This is a genomic window from Myroides odoratimimus (assembly GCF_001485415.1).
Classification (GTDB): Bacteria; Bacteroidota; Bacteroidia; order Flavobacteriales; family Flavobacteriaceae; genus Flavobacterium; species Flavobacterium odoratimimum.
Genome location: NZ_BCMQ01000001.1, coordinates 427,960 through 443,390 on the forward strand (window position 1 = coordinate 427,960; position 15,431 = coordinate 443,390).

General features: G+C 36.6%; 14 protein-coding genes. 9 read left to right on the forward strand and 5 right to left on the reverse strand.

Annotated features, from left to right (window positions below):
- Window positions 1-173: 173 nt before the first annotated feature.
- The 8 genes from MODO_RS01925 to trpA all read left to right on the forward strand — a co-directional run bounded on the left by MODO_RS01925 (window position 174) and on the right by trpA (window position 7,718).
- The gene (locus MODO_RS01925) at window positions 174-1,139 is read left to right on the forward strand and encodes a carbohydrate kinase family protein (RefSeq protein ID WP_006257707.1); all 966 of its coding nucleotides are present in this window, start codon (window positions 174-176) and stop codon (window positions 1,137-1,139) included.
- A 268-nt stretch (window positions 1,140-1,407) separates the two neighbouring features.
- Window positions 1,408-2,793, forward strand: a complete 1,386-nt coding sequence (locus tag MODO_RS01930; protein WP_006257709.1) for an anthranilate synthase component I family protein — start codon at window positions 1,408-1,410, stop codon at window positions 2,791-2,793.
- A gap of 3 nt (window positions 2,794-2,796) precedes the next feature.
- Window positions 2,797-3,357 carry an anthranilate synthase component II gene (locus tag MODO_RS01935; protein ID WP_006257710.1) on the forward strand — a complete coding sequence of 187 codons (561 nt, stop codon included), beginning with the start codon at window positions 2,797-2,799 and terminating at the stop codon, window positions 3,355-3,357.
- Between the two features lie 4 nt (window positions 3,358-3,361).
- Window positions 3,362-4,354 (forward strand): anthranilate phosphoribosyltransferase, encoded by a 993-nt coding sequence (gene trpD, locus MODO_RS01940; protein ID WP_006257711.1) that lies wholly within the window; start codon window positions 3,362-3,364, stop codon window positions 4,352-4,354.
- Complete coding sequence (gene trpC, locus MODO_RS01945) at window positions 4,351-5,139, forward strand: indole-3-glycerol phosphate synthase TrpC (RefSeq protein WP_006257712.1); 789 nt, start codon at window positions 4,351-4,353, stop codon at window positions 5,137-5,139. Before trpD ends, trpC begins: the two co-directional genes overlap by 4 nt.
- A 6-nt stretch (window positions 5,140-5,145) precedes the next feature.
- Complete coding sequence (locus MODO_RS01950) at window positions 5,146-5,781, forward strand: phosphoribosylanthranilate isomerase (protein WP_006257713.1); 636 nt, start codon at window positions 5,146-5,148, stop codon at window positions 5,779-5,781.
- Window positions 5,768-6,955: a tryptophan synthase subunit beta gene (gene trpB, locus MODO_RS01955; protein ID WP_006257714.1), complete on the forward strand. Its 1,188-nt coding sequence runs from the start codon at window positions 5,768-5,770 to the stop codon at window positions 6,953-6,955. Before MODO_RS01950 ends, trpB begins: the two co-directional genes overlap by 14 nt.
- Window positions 6,948-7,718 (forward strand): tryptophan synthase subunit alpha, encoded by a 771-nt coding sequence (gene trpA, locus MODO_RS01960; RefSeq protein WP_006257715.1) that lies wholly within the window; start codon window positions 6,948-6,950, stop codon window positions 7,716-7,718. The genes trpB and trpA overlap by 8 nt, the downstream gene beginning before the upstream one ends.
- Before the next feature lie 110 nt (window positions 7,719-7,828).
- Here the strand turns inward: trpA and MODO_RS18930 are convergent, their stop codons facing one another.
- From MODO_RS18930 to MODO_RS01975, 4 genes are all read right to left on the reverse strand, one after another.
- Entirely contained in the window at window positions 7,829-7,960 is a 132-nt protein-coding gene (locus tag MODO_RS18930; RefSeq protein WP_006257716.1) for a FeoB-associated Cys-rich membrane protein, read from the reverse strand.
- 7 nt (window positions 7,961-7,967) lie between these two features.
- On the reverse strand, window positions 7,968-10,076 hold the full coding sequence (feoB, locus tag MODO_RS01965) for a ferrous iron transport protein B (protein ID WP_006257717.1): 2,109 nt from the start codon (window positions 10,074-10,076) through the stop codon (window positions 7,968-7,970).
- A 26-nt stretch (window positions 10,077-10,102) separates the two neighbouring features.
- Window positions 10,103-10,333 carry a FeoA family protein gene (locus MODO_RS01970; RefSeq protein WP_006260493.1) on the reverse strand — a complete coding sequence of 77 codons (231 nt, stop codon included), beginning with the start codon at window positions 10,331-10,333 and terminating at the stop codon, window positions 10,103-10,105.
- 220 nt (window positions 10,334-10,553) lie between these two features.
- On the reverse strand, window positions 10,554-11,264 hold the full coding sequence (locus MODO_RS01975) for an SCO family protein (protein ID WP_006257719.1): 711 nt from the start codon (window positions 11,262-11,264) through the stop codon (window positions 10,554-10,556).
- Window positions 11,265-11,425: 161 nt separating this feature from the next.
- Here MODO_RS01975 and MODO_RS01980 point away from each other — a divergent pair, with 161 nt between their 5' ends.
- Entirely contained in the window at window positions 11,426-13,492 is a 2,067-nt protein-coding gene (locus tag MODO_RS01980; protein ID WP_006257720.1) for a M13 family metallopeptidase, read from the forward strand.
- 354 nt (window positions 13,493-13,846) lie between these two features.
- On the opposite strand, the gene MODO_RS01985 is transcribed toward MODO_RS01980, so the two are convergent.
- Window positions 13,847-15,424, reverse strand: coding sequence for a S41 family peptidase (locus MODO_RS01985; RefSeq protein ID WP_006257721.1), 1,578 nt, complete (start codon window positions 15,422-15,424; stop codon window positions 13,847-13,849).
- Window positions 15,425-15,431: the final 7 nt, after the last annotated feature.

Sequence of the window (15,431 nt, forward strand, 5' to 3'; positions counted from 1 at the left end):
GCATCTACTATCTAAAACCTCATCAATAGAACTTCTAAAAACAACTGTTTTCACTTAAGTCCAACAACATCCATATTAAACAAATACTAAACGGAATATTTATAGCGTTATTTATCTTCAACAAAGATTTTTGTACCTTAGTAAAGTCTAATTATATATAAGAACTATCCTTTATGTCAGATAATACACATTCTCCTATAGTAGTTTGTTTTGGTGAAATACTTTGGGACATCTTCCCAACGTATAAGAAGATCGGCGGAGCGCCCTTAAATGTAGCTTATCACCTACATAAGATGGGAATAAACTCACACATTATTACCAAATTAGGTACAGATGACGCTGGTCAAAAAATTATTTCTAGACTAAAAGAAGTAGGTGCATGCACATCCTACATACAGACAGATACTACCAAAAAGACAGGTACAGTATTCGCTACATTCGATGACCACAATGAAGCGAGTTATGAATTTTTAAAGGATAGTGCTTGGGACTTTATCGACTTTAAGCAAGAAGATAGTGATCTAGTAGCGCAGTCAGATGCCTTTGTATTCGGTACTTTAGCGAGTAGAACTCCTCATACTAGAGAGACACTGCATAAACTGCTAGATGTAGCGAAGTATAAAGTGTACGATGTCAATCTTAGACCTCCTCATTATGAATTAGAGTTCGTAGTAGAGCTCATGCATAAAGCAGATCTACTAAAGATGAATAAGTTTGAACTAAAAGAAATCTTAGAATACTTAGAAGAACCTTATACATCAGAAGAAGATGCTATTAAGTTTGTTCAAAAACACTTTGACTGTGATGAGATTATCATTTCTAAAGGAGATAAGGGAGGACTTTATTTAAACAAAGAGATGCTTTATAGCTATCCTGCAGTAGATATCGTTATTAGAGATACGGTAGGTAGTGGAGATTCATATCTTGCAGGTTTCTTAGCAGCTAAGTTGAACGGGCATGATCCTATTCAGATTATTAAAACAGCAGCATCACTAGGTGCTTTTGTTACATCACATACAGGTGCTAATCCGGAGTACGAAAGAGAAGATTTTGACATTTTTTATTATGAAACGATCTTTAAAGATGAATTAATTACGAGTAAAAACATCTTAGAAGCCCTGAAAACACCTGAAAAATAAAAGAATAAGAGCTTTTTTGAAAAAAAACACTTTGATATTAAAAAAAAGTATAATTTAGCACCTATAACAAAAGACGAAAATGAATACACAATTTTTAAATACTAATTGGTGGTGGCTAGCTAAATCCTATCAGGGTTCGGTTGGTCGTACTATGTATTTAAGTTGTGATTAGTTATAGATAGAATTATATACACATATTATATAGATAAAGCCTGCTAGGAACCCCTAGCAGGCTTTTTTTTGCTTTAAACTCAAATAATTACAAGAAATGAAACTTCACATCAATCACAAAAAAATACTTGGAGACCTATACACTCCTATCGAAATATACCTCAAACTAAGAGATAAATTCTCTAATAGCTTCTTATTAGAAAACTCTAGTAACCACTCTAGAGAGAACAGTTGTTCATACATCTGTTTTGACCCGATGATGTCTTATATCGTTACTGCAGATACGACTACAGTACAGACCTTAGAGAACACGACTACACATACTACAGCTGATATCAATGTACTAGATCAGTTACAATTATTTATCAAAGAGATCAAGGTAGAAAACGCTAATCACTATGATTACTTAAAGGCAGGTATCTATGGATATACGAGCTATGACAGTATCCCATTAGTACATGATATACAGTTTAAGGCTACTGATACAAGCATTCCTTTAATGCAATACCATTTCTTTAAATATGTCATAGTATATGATCACTATAAAAATGAAATGCACTTAGTAGAATACACTCGTACAGGAGAAGAAAGTCAATTGAATAAAATACATGCCTATCTAAACACCAATAGCATTACTCCCTACCCTTTCAAAACGGTAGATGCTCCAAAGACACCTTACACAGATGAAGAGTTTCTAGAGATTATAAAAAAAGGAAAAGAGCACTGCTATAGAGGAGATGTATTCCAGCTAGTACTCTCACGTAAGTATAAGCAGCAGTTTACGGGAGATGAGTTTAATGTATATAGAGCTCTTCGTTCTATTAACCCTTCTCCTTACCTATTCTACTTTGACTATGGAGCATTTAAGATATTCGGTTCATCTCCTGAAGCCCAGGTAGTAGTTAAGGAGAATAAAGCGTATGTCAATCCAATAGCAGGCACATTTAGAAAAACAGAAGACAAGGCTCAGAACGAGATACTAACACAGCAGTTACTTAATGACCCTAAAGAGAATGCAGAACATATCATGCTAGTAGACTTGGCTAGAAATGACCTAAGTATCACAGGAACAGAGGTCACAGTAGAAGAGTATAAAACGGTAGAACAATACTCTCATGTCATCCATCTAGTGTCTAAAGTCAGTGCTACTATAGATATGCAAAAAGATAGCCTTAATGTATTCGCCAACACCTTCCCTACAGGGACACTATCAGGAGCGCCTAAGCACAGAGCCATGGAACTAATAGATCAATACGAACCAGAGAGTCGAGGGTTCTATGGAGGTACGATAGGCTTTATCACCTTAGATGGAGAAATTAACCATGCCATCTTTATCCGATCAGCTCTGAGTTATCAGAATGAGTTACACTATCAGGCAGGATGTGGTATTGTGACCAAGTCAGATGACTTATCAGAATTAAAAGAAATAGAAAACAAACTAAGTGCTATCACTCTAGCTATCCGTGAAGCCCAAAACATATAAGTTATGAAAGTATTAGTAATCGACAACTATGATTCCTTTATCTACAATGTGATACACATCTTAAAAGAACTAGGAGTAGAAACAATAGATATCATCAAGAATGATAAGATCGAACTTGAGCAAATAGATCAGTACGATAAGATTATCCTTTCGCCAGGGCCAGGTATTCCATCAGAAGCAGGAAAACTAATGGACGTGATAGCCTACGCTGCTGACCATAAAGACATATTAGGTATCTGCTTAGGACATCAGGCTATAGGTGAGTACTATGGTCACCAACTAAAGAGATTAGAGACTCCACTACACGGAATATCATCACCTATACAGCTAGCTGCACCTGATGATATATTCCAGTCTATGCCAGATCACTCCCCTATCGCACACTATCACTCATGGGTAATAGAAGAAAGTAATAGTGAACTAGCGATAACAGCCTATGACGAGCAACAAAATATCATGGCGGTGAAGCATCGAACACTTAATGTTAGAGGAGTACAATTTCACCCAGAATCGATATTGACTACTTATGGGAAAGAGATAATTAAAAATTGGATTAAAAACTAATGCTATGAAAGAGATATTAAATCACTTAATACAACATAAAACACTTACTACAGAACAAGCCAAAGAGATAGTTATCAACATGGCTAATGATAAGTACACAGACGCTCAGATGGCTTCTCTACTGACTACATTTATCATGAGACCCATCATATTAGATGAGCTAAGAGGCTTCCGAGAAGGAATGTTACAGCTTGCTAATAAAGTTGATCTGTCAGCTTATAACCCTATGGACTTATGTGGTACAGGAGGAGACGGAAAAGACACTTTTAATATATCTACACTGTCATCCTTTGTGACAGCTGGAGCAGGTGTACCTGTAGCTAAACATGGTAACTATGGAGTATCATCTATCTCAGGGTCTTCTAGTGTGATGGAGAACTTAGGTATTCATTTTAAAAGCACAGAAGCAGAGCTAAAAGAACAATTAGCTGAAGCAAATATCTGTTTTCTACACGCGCCTTTATTTCACCCTGCCATGAAGAGAATCGCTCCTGTGAGAAAAGCACTTGGAGTGAAGACGTTCTTTAATATGCTTGGCCCATTGACTAATCCTGCTCAGCCTAAGGTACAACTAGTAGGTCTGTTTAACCTTGAGCTGTTGAGAATGTATAAATACTTCTTGCAGGCAGAGAATACACAGTACAGCATTATACATGCCTTAGACGGCTATGATGAATGTAGCTTGACTAAATCAGCTAAGCTAGTCAATAACAAAGAAGAGAAACTAATAGACGCTTCTTACTTTAATAGTCCTGTCATCCGTGAAGAAGATATCAAAGGAGGAAAAACAGTAGAAGAGTCGGCGTATATCTTCTGGCAAATACTTAAAGGTAAAGGTACTCCTGCTCAGAATAATGTAGTCCTTGCTAATAGCGCTTTAGCTATTAATACCTACTATCCTGAACTAAGCATCTTAGAGGCAAAAGCAAGAGCAGAAGAGTCTCTACTAGGAGGAAAAGCAAAAGATAAGTTTGAAATACTAAAAGAATTGAGATGAAGATATTAGAACAAATAAAGGCACATAAACGGATAGAAGTAGCCCAACGCAAGACTATAAAGAGTATTGCTGAACTAAGAAATACTCCATTATACAACAGAACACCGATTGATTTTAAAGCTTGTATCACGGCTAAAAACAACAGAGCCATCATCGCAGAGTTTAAAAGACAGTCTCCTTCTAAAGGAATCATTCATCCCAACGCGAATATCACTGAGATAGTAAAAGGATATGAAGCGAATGAAGCAGCGGCTTTATCTATTCTAAATGACAGTCAATTCTTCGGTGCTCTACCCACTGACTTTGCTAACGCACGTGCTTCAGTAGACTTGCCTCTATTACAGAAAGACTTTATCCTAGACGAGTACCAGATAGAAGAAGCTAAAGCGATAGGTGCAGACGCCATTCTATTGATCGCTAAAATGCTTCCTATCGAACGTGTCAAAGTATTGACTGATTATGCACATCAGCTTGGTTTACAAGTATTATTAGAGACACATACTGAACAAGAAATACGAGACCATTTACATACTGAGTTTGACCTCATCGGGATAAACAATAGAGATCTGAACACCTTTGAAGTAAATATTCAGCACAGTATCGCTCTAGCTAATCTATTACCTCAGCAGGCAGTGAAGATAGCAGAAAGTGGTATACAGAATGCCGCTACGTTATTAGAATTAGCTGACAATGGATTCTCAGGGTTCTTAATGGGAGAATACTTTATGAAGATGGCTAATCCTACTGAACAATTAAGGCTATTACAACAAGAGATTAAAGTATAAACAGCGATGAAGAAGATAAAGATCTGTGGGATGTTTGATATAGACAATATTAATTCTGTTGGGCAAGAGCACATTGATATGATGGGATTTATCTTTTATCCGAAATCAAAGCGATATGTAAGTACAGATATTAACAAGGCTGTTGATAACCTACCTCATCATATTCAGAAAGTAGGTGTATTCGTCAATGCTACAAGACAAGAAATAGCACAACGTATAAAGCAGTATAAGCTTGACTATGTACAGCTACACGGTAACGAAAGCCCAGAAGATTGTGCTTATTATATAGAGCAAGGAGTAAAAGTAATCAAGGCTTTCTCTATAGGAACAGCAGAGGACTTAAGTCAATTAGAACAATACGAATCCTATTGTGACTTATTTGTATTTGACACGCCTACTCCACAGCATGGAGGTAGTGGATTATCATTTGATTGGGATGTATTACAGCATTATCAAGCTAGCACCCCTTATCTACTAAGCGGAGGATTAGGATTACACAACATACAGTCCGCTTTGCTATTACGAGATACTAGATTAGTGGGCTTTGACCTCAACAGTAAATTAGAAAACGATCAACATCATAAAGACATAACACTAGTGAGAAAACTAGTAAAAGAAATAAGAGACTATGAAAGAATTTAACCCAAACGAACAAGGATATTACGGAGAGTACGGAGGTTCATTTATCCCTGAGATGCTGTATAAGAATGTATCAGACTTACAAGAGAGATACCTAGATATCATACAGACAGAAGATTTTCAACAAGAACTAAACAAGCTACTTAAAGATTATGTGGGGAGACCTACTCCTCTATTCTATTCTGCTAACTTATCTGCTAAATATAAAGCGAAGATCTATCTAAAGAGAGAAGATTTAAACCACACAGGAGCTCATAAAATCAATAATACAATAGGACAAGTGCTCTTAGCTAAACGCTTAGGCAAAAAGAGGATTATAGCTGAGACAGGTGCAGGACAGCACGGTGTAGCTACTGCTACTACTTGCGCACTGTTAAATCTAGAGTGCACTGTATTTATGGGGGCACATGATATCGAACGTCAAAAGCCTAATGTAGAACGCATGCGTATGCTAGGGGCAAAAGTAGTAGCTGCTGAGAGTGGGAGCAAGACTTTAAAAGACGCTACAAATGAAGCTATACGCGAATGGATCAATAATCCACAAGAGACCTATTATGTGATCGGTTCTGTAGTAGGACCTCATCCTTATCCTGATATGGTAGCGAAGTTCCAATCTATCATCAGTAAAGAAATAAAAGCACAGCTAATAGAGCAAGAGAATACTCCTAACCCAGACTATGTAGTAGCATGTGTAGGTGGGGGAAGTAATGCGATGGGCGCTTTCTACCACTTTATAGACAATGGTCATACAAAATTAATCGCAGTAGAAGCGGCAGGTCTAGGAGTAGAAACAGGACAGACTGCGGCTACTATCGCCTTAGGAAAACAAGGTATTATCCACGGTAGTAAGACTTACCTTATACAGACAGAGGATGGACAGATTATAGAGCCTTATTCTATCTCAGCCGGATTAGATTATCCTGGTATAGGACCTGCACATGCCTATCTGAGTGATACAGGTAAGATCACTGTAGGTAGTATCACAGATGATGAAGCGATCAAAGCTGCTTTTGAATTAACGCGTATAGATGGGATTATACCTGCACTAGAATCAGCACACGCCTTGGCTTACCTAAATAAGATGGAGCTAAAAGAAAGCGATATCGTAGTGGTAAACTTATCAGGACGAGGCGATAAAGACATGATTACTTACTCTAAATACTTTAACCATGAATAACAGAATCAACACACTCTTCACCGAGAAGAAATCCAATATACTTTCGATCTACTTCACAGCTGGTTATCCTGCTATAGAAGACACCATGACCATCTTAAAGAATCTAGATAACGCTGGTGTAGATTTAGTAGAAATAGGCATGCCTTTCTCAGATCCACTAGCAGACGGGCCAGTTATACAGCACAGTAGTGAGCAGGCTTTACTAAACGGTATTACAGTCTCTAAGCTATTCGAACAATTAAAAGAAATGAGACAGCACATTACTATACCTGTTGTCTTAATGGGGTATCTAAATCCAGTACTAAGATATGGTGTAGAGGCATTCATAGCGAAATGCGCAGAAGTAGGTGTAGATGGTATTATCCTTCCAGACTTACCTATGGACTACTACTTATCCCATTTCAAGACACACTGTGATCAACACAACGTCAGTAATATCATGTTGATAAGTAATGATACTTCGATAGAACGTGTACGCCATATAGATGAACAGACAAATGGTTTTATCTATTTAGTTTCTTCTAATGGAACCACAGGCTCTAACAAGTCTTTAGAAGAGCAACAAGCATACTATAAATACATTCAAGATTTAAAGCTTAAAAATCCTGCTCTTATCGGCTTTGGAGTAAGAGATAAACACACCTATAACCTGACCAATCAATATAGCTCAGGGGCGATTATAGGAACAGCCTTTATGAAGCATATTAATGAACATGGCATTAGTGAGGAGAGTATCCATAACTTCATCAAAAGCATTAGGTAAGTATAGCCCTAATTATGGCGAATTCGCCACATTTAAGATTTAACGATATATACTAAACAAAATAGGCAACTCATGCGAGTTGCCTATTTTGTTATTTTAAAGAATGGTGATTAAGAACATCCGCAGCTACCTCCGCCACAAGAACCTTTCTTATTCGTTTTATTCTTCCAAAAGCCTTTTTTAATGATGTACCCCAATGCAATAATTACAATTGCATAGGCAATTATTTCTTGGTAACCCATAATTACTTTATTTTAAAAGTTGATATGCTATTAAAGCTGCGACATACGCAAAAACAGTCATAAACACTAATTGGTAGATAGTCCATTTCCAAGACTTAGTCTCTCTTTTCACGATTGCTACTGTAGCTGTACACTGCATCGCAAAAGCATAAAAGAACATTAGTGACACCCCACTGGCTAGCGTGAAGACTGGTTGTCCTGTATCAGGCCATATCTCTGCTGCCATTTTTTGTTTAATACGTCCATCTTCATCGTTCTCATCCCCAGATCCTACATTATAAATAGTTCCAAGTACTCCTACGAAGATTTCACGTCCTACGAAAGAAGACAATACTGCGATACCTACTTTCCAGTCATATCCTAGAGGTTTGATTACAGGCTCTATTGTTTTACCTAGAATACCGATATAAGAATTCTCTAATCTATAACTAGCGATATGCTCGCTTAATTCTTCTTCGCTTACCTCTTTATCTTGATATACTTCTGTAATATGTTTCTCAGCATTCTCAAAGCGTTCTCCTGGTCCATGAGCACCTAAGAACCAAATGATGATCGATAATACGAATATAATCTTACCCGCACCTACTACGAATGCTTTAGTCTTCTCATACATATTCACCACTACGTTCTTAATAATCGGAGTACGGTAGTTTGGCATCTCGATTACGAAGTATGACTTGCGCTCGCTTTTGATGTATTTACTCAATGCCCAAGATGATAACAAAGCTGCTAAGAATCCTACTAGATAGAATAACGTCAATGTCAATCCTTGTATACTTAAGAATCCAAATACACGTGTATCAGGAATTACTAAGGCAATAATGATAATATATACTGGAATACGAGCAGAACACGTAGTAAACGGTGTTACAAGTATTGTAATCAATCTTTCTTTAGGGTTCTCGATATTACGAGCTGACATAATCGCTGGAATAGCACATGCATTACCAGAGATAAGTGGCACTACTGATTTACCACTTAATCCGAATGGACGCATTAATCTATCCATTAAGAACACCACTCTACTCATATACCCTGTCTCTTCTAAGATAGAAATAAACATAAATAGAATAGCAATCTGAGGAATGAAAGGCATTACCCCTCCGATACCTGGTACGATACCATCCGCTATCAAATCTGTAAGCTTACCTGGCTCCATCGTATCGTGTACCCAAGAACTAAGATTAGCAAACTGCTCATCAATCCAATCCATCGGAATACTTGACCACTCAAAGATAGCCTGGAAGACCAACATCATAATCGCAAAGAAGATTAGGTATCCATACACTTTATGGGTAAGTATTCTATCTACTTTAGAACGAAGATCTGTAGCTTTATTGACATCACGTGAATACGTTTCTTTTAAAACGTCGTTGATAAACTGATATCTCTTGATTGTCTTTTTGTGTTGAAGCTTTTTGATTTCACTTTCTGACAACTGAACTCCCTTCGCCTCTATCTCTTTCTTCCCTATATTCCCGATCTTGATGTCTTGTGAATAGATCATCCACAATTTGAATACAGAAAGGTTAGGGAATGTCAAAGCAAGTTTACTAAAGAACTCTGTGTCTACTGCTGTAGCATTCACACATGGTTCTATAGAATACGTTCTATAATTTAATATTGCTTGTTTTAACTCTTGAATACCAAGTTTTTTCTTCGCACTGATTAAAACAATCTTTGTATTTAATTTCTTTTCTAACTCCGCTATCTTCAGACTAATCCCCTTCTCGTCCATATGATCAGCCATATTAACAGCTAATATCGTAGGAACACCAAGTTCTTTAACCTGAGTAAATAGTAATAAGTTACGCTTTAGATTTTCTATATCAGCTACTACAACAGTAACATCTGGAAAGTCATCATTAGTAGGATCAAATAATAAGTCTAATACAATGCGTTCATCTTCAGAACTCGCATTAATACTATATGTTCCTGGTAAGTCGATAATAGTAGCATTTACTTTATCATCTAACTTCGCTACTCCAGATTTTTTATCTACAGTAATACCAGGATAATTTCCTATCTTATGGTTAAGACCCGTCAGGGCATTGAATACAGAGGTTTTCCCTACATTAGGATTACCTATTAGGGCAACTTTTATATCTTTTTTCATCAACTATATGTAATATCTTAATCTAATTAGCCAATTAATTCTACTTGTATCTCCTTAGCTAATTCTTTTCGAATAGATAAATGCGTATCATTAATACACAGATATATTGGGTCACCTAGAGGAGCTACCTCTAGAAGTTCCACAGCATTACCTGGTAGACATCCCATCTCTAATAGTTTTAAAGGAACCTTGTGCATATCGAAGTCTGCTATCACTCCTTTTTCATTTCTTTTTAATAAGTCTAAAGTTGTACTCACCTTATTTAGATTTAATTCATATTGCAAATTTAGTCAATAAAAAAGATTATAGAACTATATTCCTAATAATTATCAGTATTAATACTACTATAATTACCGCACAACCTTTTCATTATTAGCTTATTTTGATTCATAACTTAGAAACAGAAATATTCATATATAAAAAATCCCCCTACATCAACTAATAAATGTAGAGGGATTATACTGTATAATTATTTAATTACTTTGACTTACTATTTTCATGCTCATACAGCCATTGGATGTCTTCCCATAGCTGCTGCATATTCTTAGCTTCTTTATCAGGAGTATCTAGATTAGTACCGTCATAGAACCCACGGATACGGCCATTGCCATCTACTAGAATAAAGTTTTCGGTGTGTACCATATCATACATCTCTTCTGGAGACCCCGTCTTCACAGCTAAGTAAGAGTTACGAGCGATATAATAGATATCTCTTTTATCCCCTGTTACTAAGTTCCATATCTTATCATCAGCGCCTTTGTGTAATGCATATTCTTTTAGCACAGGTACACTATCGATATCAGGAGTTACTGAGTGTGATAATAATTTAACGCCTGGCAGAGTCTTAATCTTATCTTGAAGCCAAACCATATTATCACTCATGATAGGACAAATCGTAGTACAAGTGGTAAAGAAGAAATCAGCTACATAGATATGTCCTTCATAATCTTTATTTGTAATTGTATCACCATTCTGGTTTAAGAACTTAAAAGCAGCTATCTTGTGCTTCTGTTTATTGGCCTCATGTTGGATTAAACTATCTACCATCTCAGGATTCACCATAGCAGGTGTATATACTGGTAGTGATTTTCTATACTTCAGTGCATTGTAGAACATCACCATGATCCCTGCACATAAAAGGAAGAAGAAAATAAAAAAGTATTTATATTTCTTGAAAAAGTGTAACATTTTAAATAGAGTTTCGACAAACTTACAAAATCCCTTTTAACCTGAAGGTTAAAGACATGATAAATACAAGATGTCTTATTTAAAGTAGAGAAAAATACGATTATAAAAGATATTTTCTATTTTTGTTAGAATATCAATAGGAACAAAATTAATTATATACTATGAACAAAAGAGTTTTATTAACCTCTGCCTTCGCTGTAGTATCATTAGTAGCTTGTAAAGATGCTAAGAATACGACAGAGCAAGAAGATCAAGTAGCTCATGGAATCAACCTAGAATACATGGATAAAAATGTAAAGCCTGGTGATGACTTTTTCCGTTATGTAAACGGTGCTTGGTATGACAAAACTGAAATTCCAAATGACAGAACACGTTGGGGAAGTTTTGATGAATTAAGACAAAACACAGATAAGGATGCCCTTGCTATCCTTAGAGAGGCTGCTGAAGACTCTAAACTTGATCCTAAATCTGATCAAGCTAAAGCTGTAGCTGTATTCCAAACTTACTTAGATGAAGCTAAAAGAAATGAGTTAGGAGTAGCTCCTCTTAAACCTTACTTAGATAAAATCAATGCAATCAAAACTCCAGAAGATGCGACTAAACTAATCAACGAATTAGTAGCTGAAGGAGGGTTAGGATTATATTCTATCTACGTATATGCAGATGCAAAAAGCTCTCAAGAAAATACAGTATACATCAGTTTAGGTTCTTTAGGTTTACCTGATCGTGATTATTATGTATTAAAAGATAAAGACATCACTGAAAAACGTGACCAATACGTAGCACACGTAGCACGTATGTTAGAATTAGCTGGTGAACCTAAAGAAGAGGCTACTACAGATTCTAAACGTGTATTAGCGATCGAAACTAAAATGGCTGAACCTCGCCTTACTAGAGTAGAGCGTAGAGATAGCCGTCTTACTTATAACCCTATGACAGTAGCTGAGCTTCAAAAATTAACACCTGCTGTTGATTGGAATGCTTATATCGCTGCTACAGGATTAAAGAACGTTGAAAAGCTAATTGTATCTCAACCGAAATACATGAAAGCACTTAACGAAATCCTTTCTGCTAAGAATATCGAAGATATCAAAGCGTATATGAAATGGACTTTAGTGAACAAAAATGCTAGCTTCTTATCTACTGAGATGGAGAAAGCGAACTGGGAGTTCTACTCTAAAACATTAGAAGGTGCTAAAGAACAAAGACCTGTTGACGAAAGAGCATTAGCTGTAGTTAACGGTACTGTAGGAGAAGCTTTAGGACAATTATACGTTGCTAAAAAATTCCCTGCTGAAGCGAAAGCAAAAGCTCAAGCAATGATTAAAAACGTACTTACAGCTTTCGGTGATCGTATCAAAGCATTACCATGGATGGCTGAAGAAACTAAAAAAGGTGCTTTAGAAAAATTAGCAACTACAACAGTGAAAATCGGTTACCCTGACAAATGGGAAGATTACTCTGCTATGGATATTAAAGCTCCTAAAGACGGTGGTAATCACTTCGAAAACATGAAGAATGCTACTAAATGGGATTTTGCTAAAAACATGGAAGACTTCGGTAAACCTGTAGATAAATCTCGTTGGGGAATGGCTCCACAGACAGTGAACGCTTACTTCAACCCTATCTATAACGAAATAGTATTCCCTGCTGCTATCTTACAACCTCCATTCTATGATTATAAAGCTGACGAAGCGATTAACTATGGTGGTATCGGAGCTGTAATCGGACACGAGATCTCTCACAGTTTTGATGACTCAGGAGCTCGTTATGATAAAAACGGAAACTTAAACAACTGGTGGACTGACGCTGACTTAGCTAGTTTTACTAAATTAGGTGATGCTTTAGCTGCTCAGTACAGCGCATTAGAGCCTCTACCAGGTGTATTCGTAGACGGTAAATTCACTTTAGGTGAGAATATCGGAGACTTAGGTGGTGTTAATGCTGCTTATGACGGATTACAAATCTATTTAAAAGAAAATGGTGATCCAGGTCTAATCGACGGATTCACACCTGAGCAACGTTTCTTTATCTCTTGGGGAACTATCTGGAGAACTAAAGCTCGTGATGAGGCAATTAAAAACCAAGTGAAAACTGACCCTCACGCTCCTGGACACTACAGAGCGTATGTACCTCTTCAAAACGTAGATGCTTTCTACAAAGCATTTGATATTAAAGAAGGTGATAAATTATACATCAAACCTGAGGAAAGAGTTAAAATCTGGTAATCAGAACAGAATAAATAAGGATAAAGGAGTCTCAATGAGGCTCCTTTATTGTTTTATACATACGACAAGGCTAAGCCTACACAAAATCCAAACAACAACCTCAACTTCAACACCATACATACAAAAACAGCGCTTCACTATATCAACCCTAATTGGACTTATCGCATAGTGGTCGCATAGTTATGGGATACTGCTCGCATAAAAAAGAGCTAAAAGTATGCGACCACTATGTTATCGTTATCCTTTGACTGTTCTATCATAGACAACAAGAAATAAACAAGTAACACTTTATCCAACAAAAAAGCATTGTGATAATCACAATGCTTTAGTATTATTATATTGAGTTCTTCCTAACTATAAGGTTTTCTCGTCTATCTTTTTAATCATAGGGTCTACTTCTAACATCCATAGATAGTAATCCTCACTAGTGTATAATTGACTTAAAAACTCTCCGACTAAGAATCGCTTCACAATCTGTTTTCGCTTATCTAATTTGAAGAATAGTTTATTGCCTTCTAGATGTTTAATATAAGCTTTAAATACTTTATCAGAAGACATCACATAGTCTATCACCTCTTCTTTAGACATATTAGTAAACTTCGCTCTTTCTTTATCGATCTCTTGGAATACAAAGAAGCTTACAATACCCGATTTCATCAGAAGTACCACAGTGTCATCTCCATGCTTATTACCTATCGGAACAAAGATATCTGGTACTATACCACCACCTCCATAGACTACACGTCCTTTTAAGGTTTTATACTGTAGGCTATCGGCTACTTTTATACTATCAGCAGCATATAACTCTCCATGTGCATATCTCGTTCTAAAATCGTTATTATACTCTTCTACCCCCATCGTATAAGGCTTCTGTATAGATCGTCCAGAAGGAGTGAAGTAACGAGCTGTAGTCAATCTAATAGCAGAACCATCCCCGAGCATCAATTCTCGTTGTACAAGTCCTTTACCGAAGCTTCTACGCCCTACGATAGTACCTCTATCATTATCCTGTATCGCTCCAGCTATAATTTCACTAGCAGAAGCAGAATTCTCATTAATCAATACATAAAGAGGCTTATCTGTAAAGAGACCACTTCCTTTAGACTTTGTGACTCTCTCTTGACCACCTTTATTTACAGTCTTTACGATTACCTGATCTTTCTTTAATAAATCATTTAGCATATTCACTGCTTGATCCATATACCCTCCTCCATTATCTCTCAAATCTAGGACTAGGCTAGAAATATCTTGCGTAATCAGATCCTCTAGCGCCTTTTTAAACTCCTCGTAAGTTGTACTAGAGAATCTATTGAGCTTAATATATCCTCTACCGTCTGATAACTTAAATGCAGCATCTACACTCTTGATAGGAATAGGCTGTCTATTGACCACAATGTCTAGCTTCTTACCTACAGTCTTACGATAGACTTCTAATTTTACATCAGTATCCCTTTCCCCTCTTAAGTATTTAGCGATACTATCAGAGGTCATCTCCTTTCCATACAGATGCTGTCCGTCAGCACTTATGATACGGTCACCCGGCTGTATACCAGATTTAAAAGCGGGGCCATCTACGATATCTTTGATTACAGCGACACTATCTTTATAGTAATAGTAGTTCACCCCTATCCCTACGAAACTACCTTGCATAGACTCTGTCACAGACTGTAGCTCACTCTTGCCGATATAGATAGAGTGTGGATCTAGTTGTTCTAGAATAGTAGTCACCGTTCTATCGACGATAGAGTCAGTATCTACATTATCTACATACTCCTTCTCTATAAAATCAATTAGCCGATTTAATTTAAGCTTATTGTGATTGGTATAAAAACCTGTTTTTCCACGATAAGAAGCAGATACAAGAAAGCCTCCTAGTAAAATACCTAAGGATAAAGAAATCGATATAATCAGAGGCCAAAAAAACTTTTTCATCTACAGT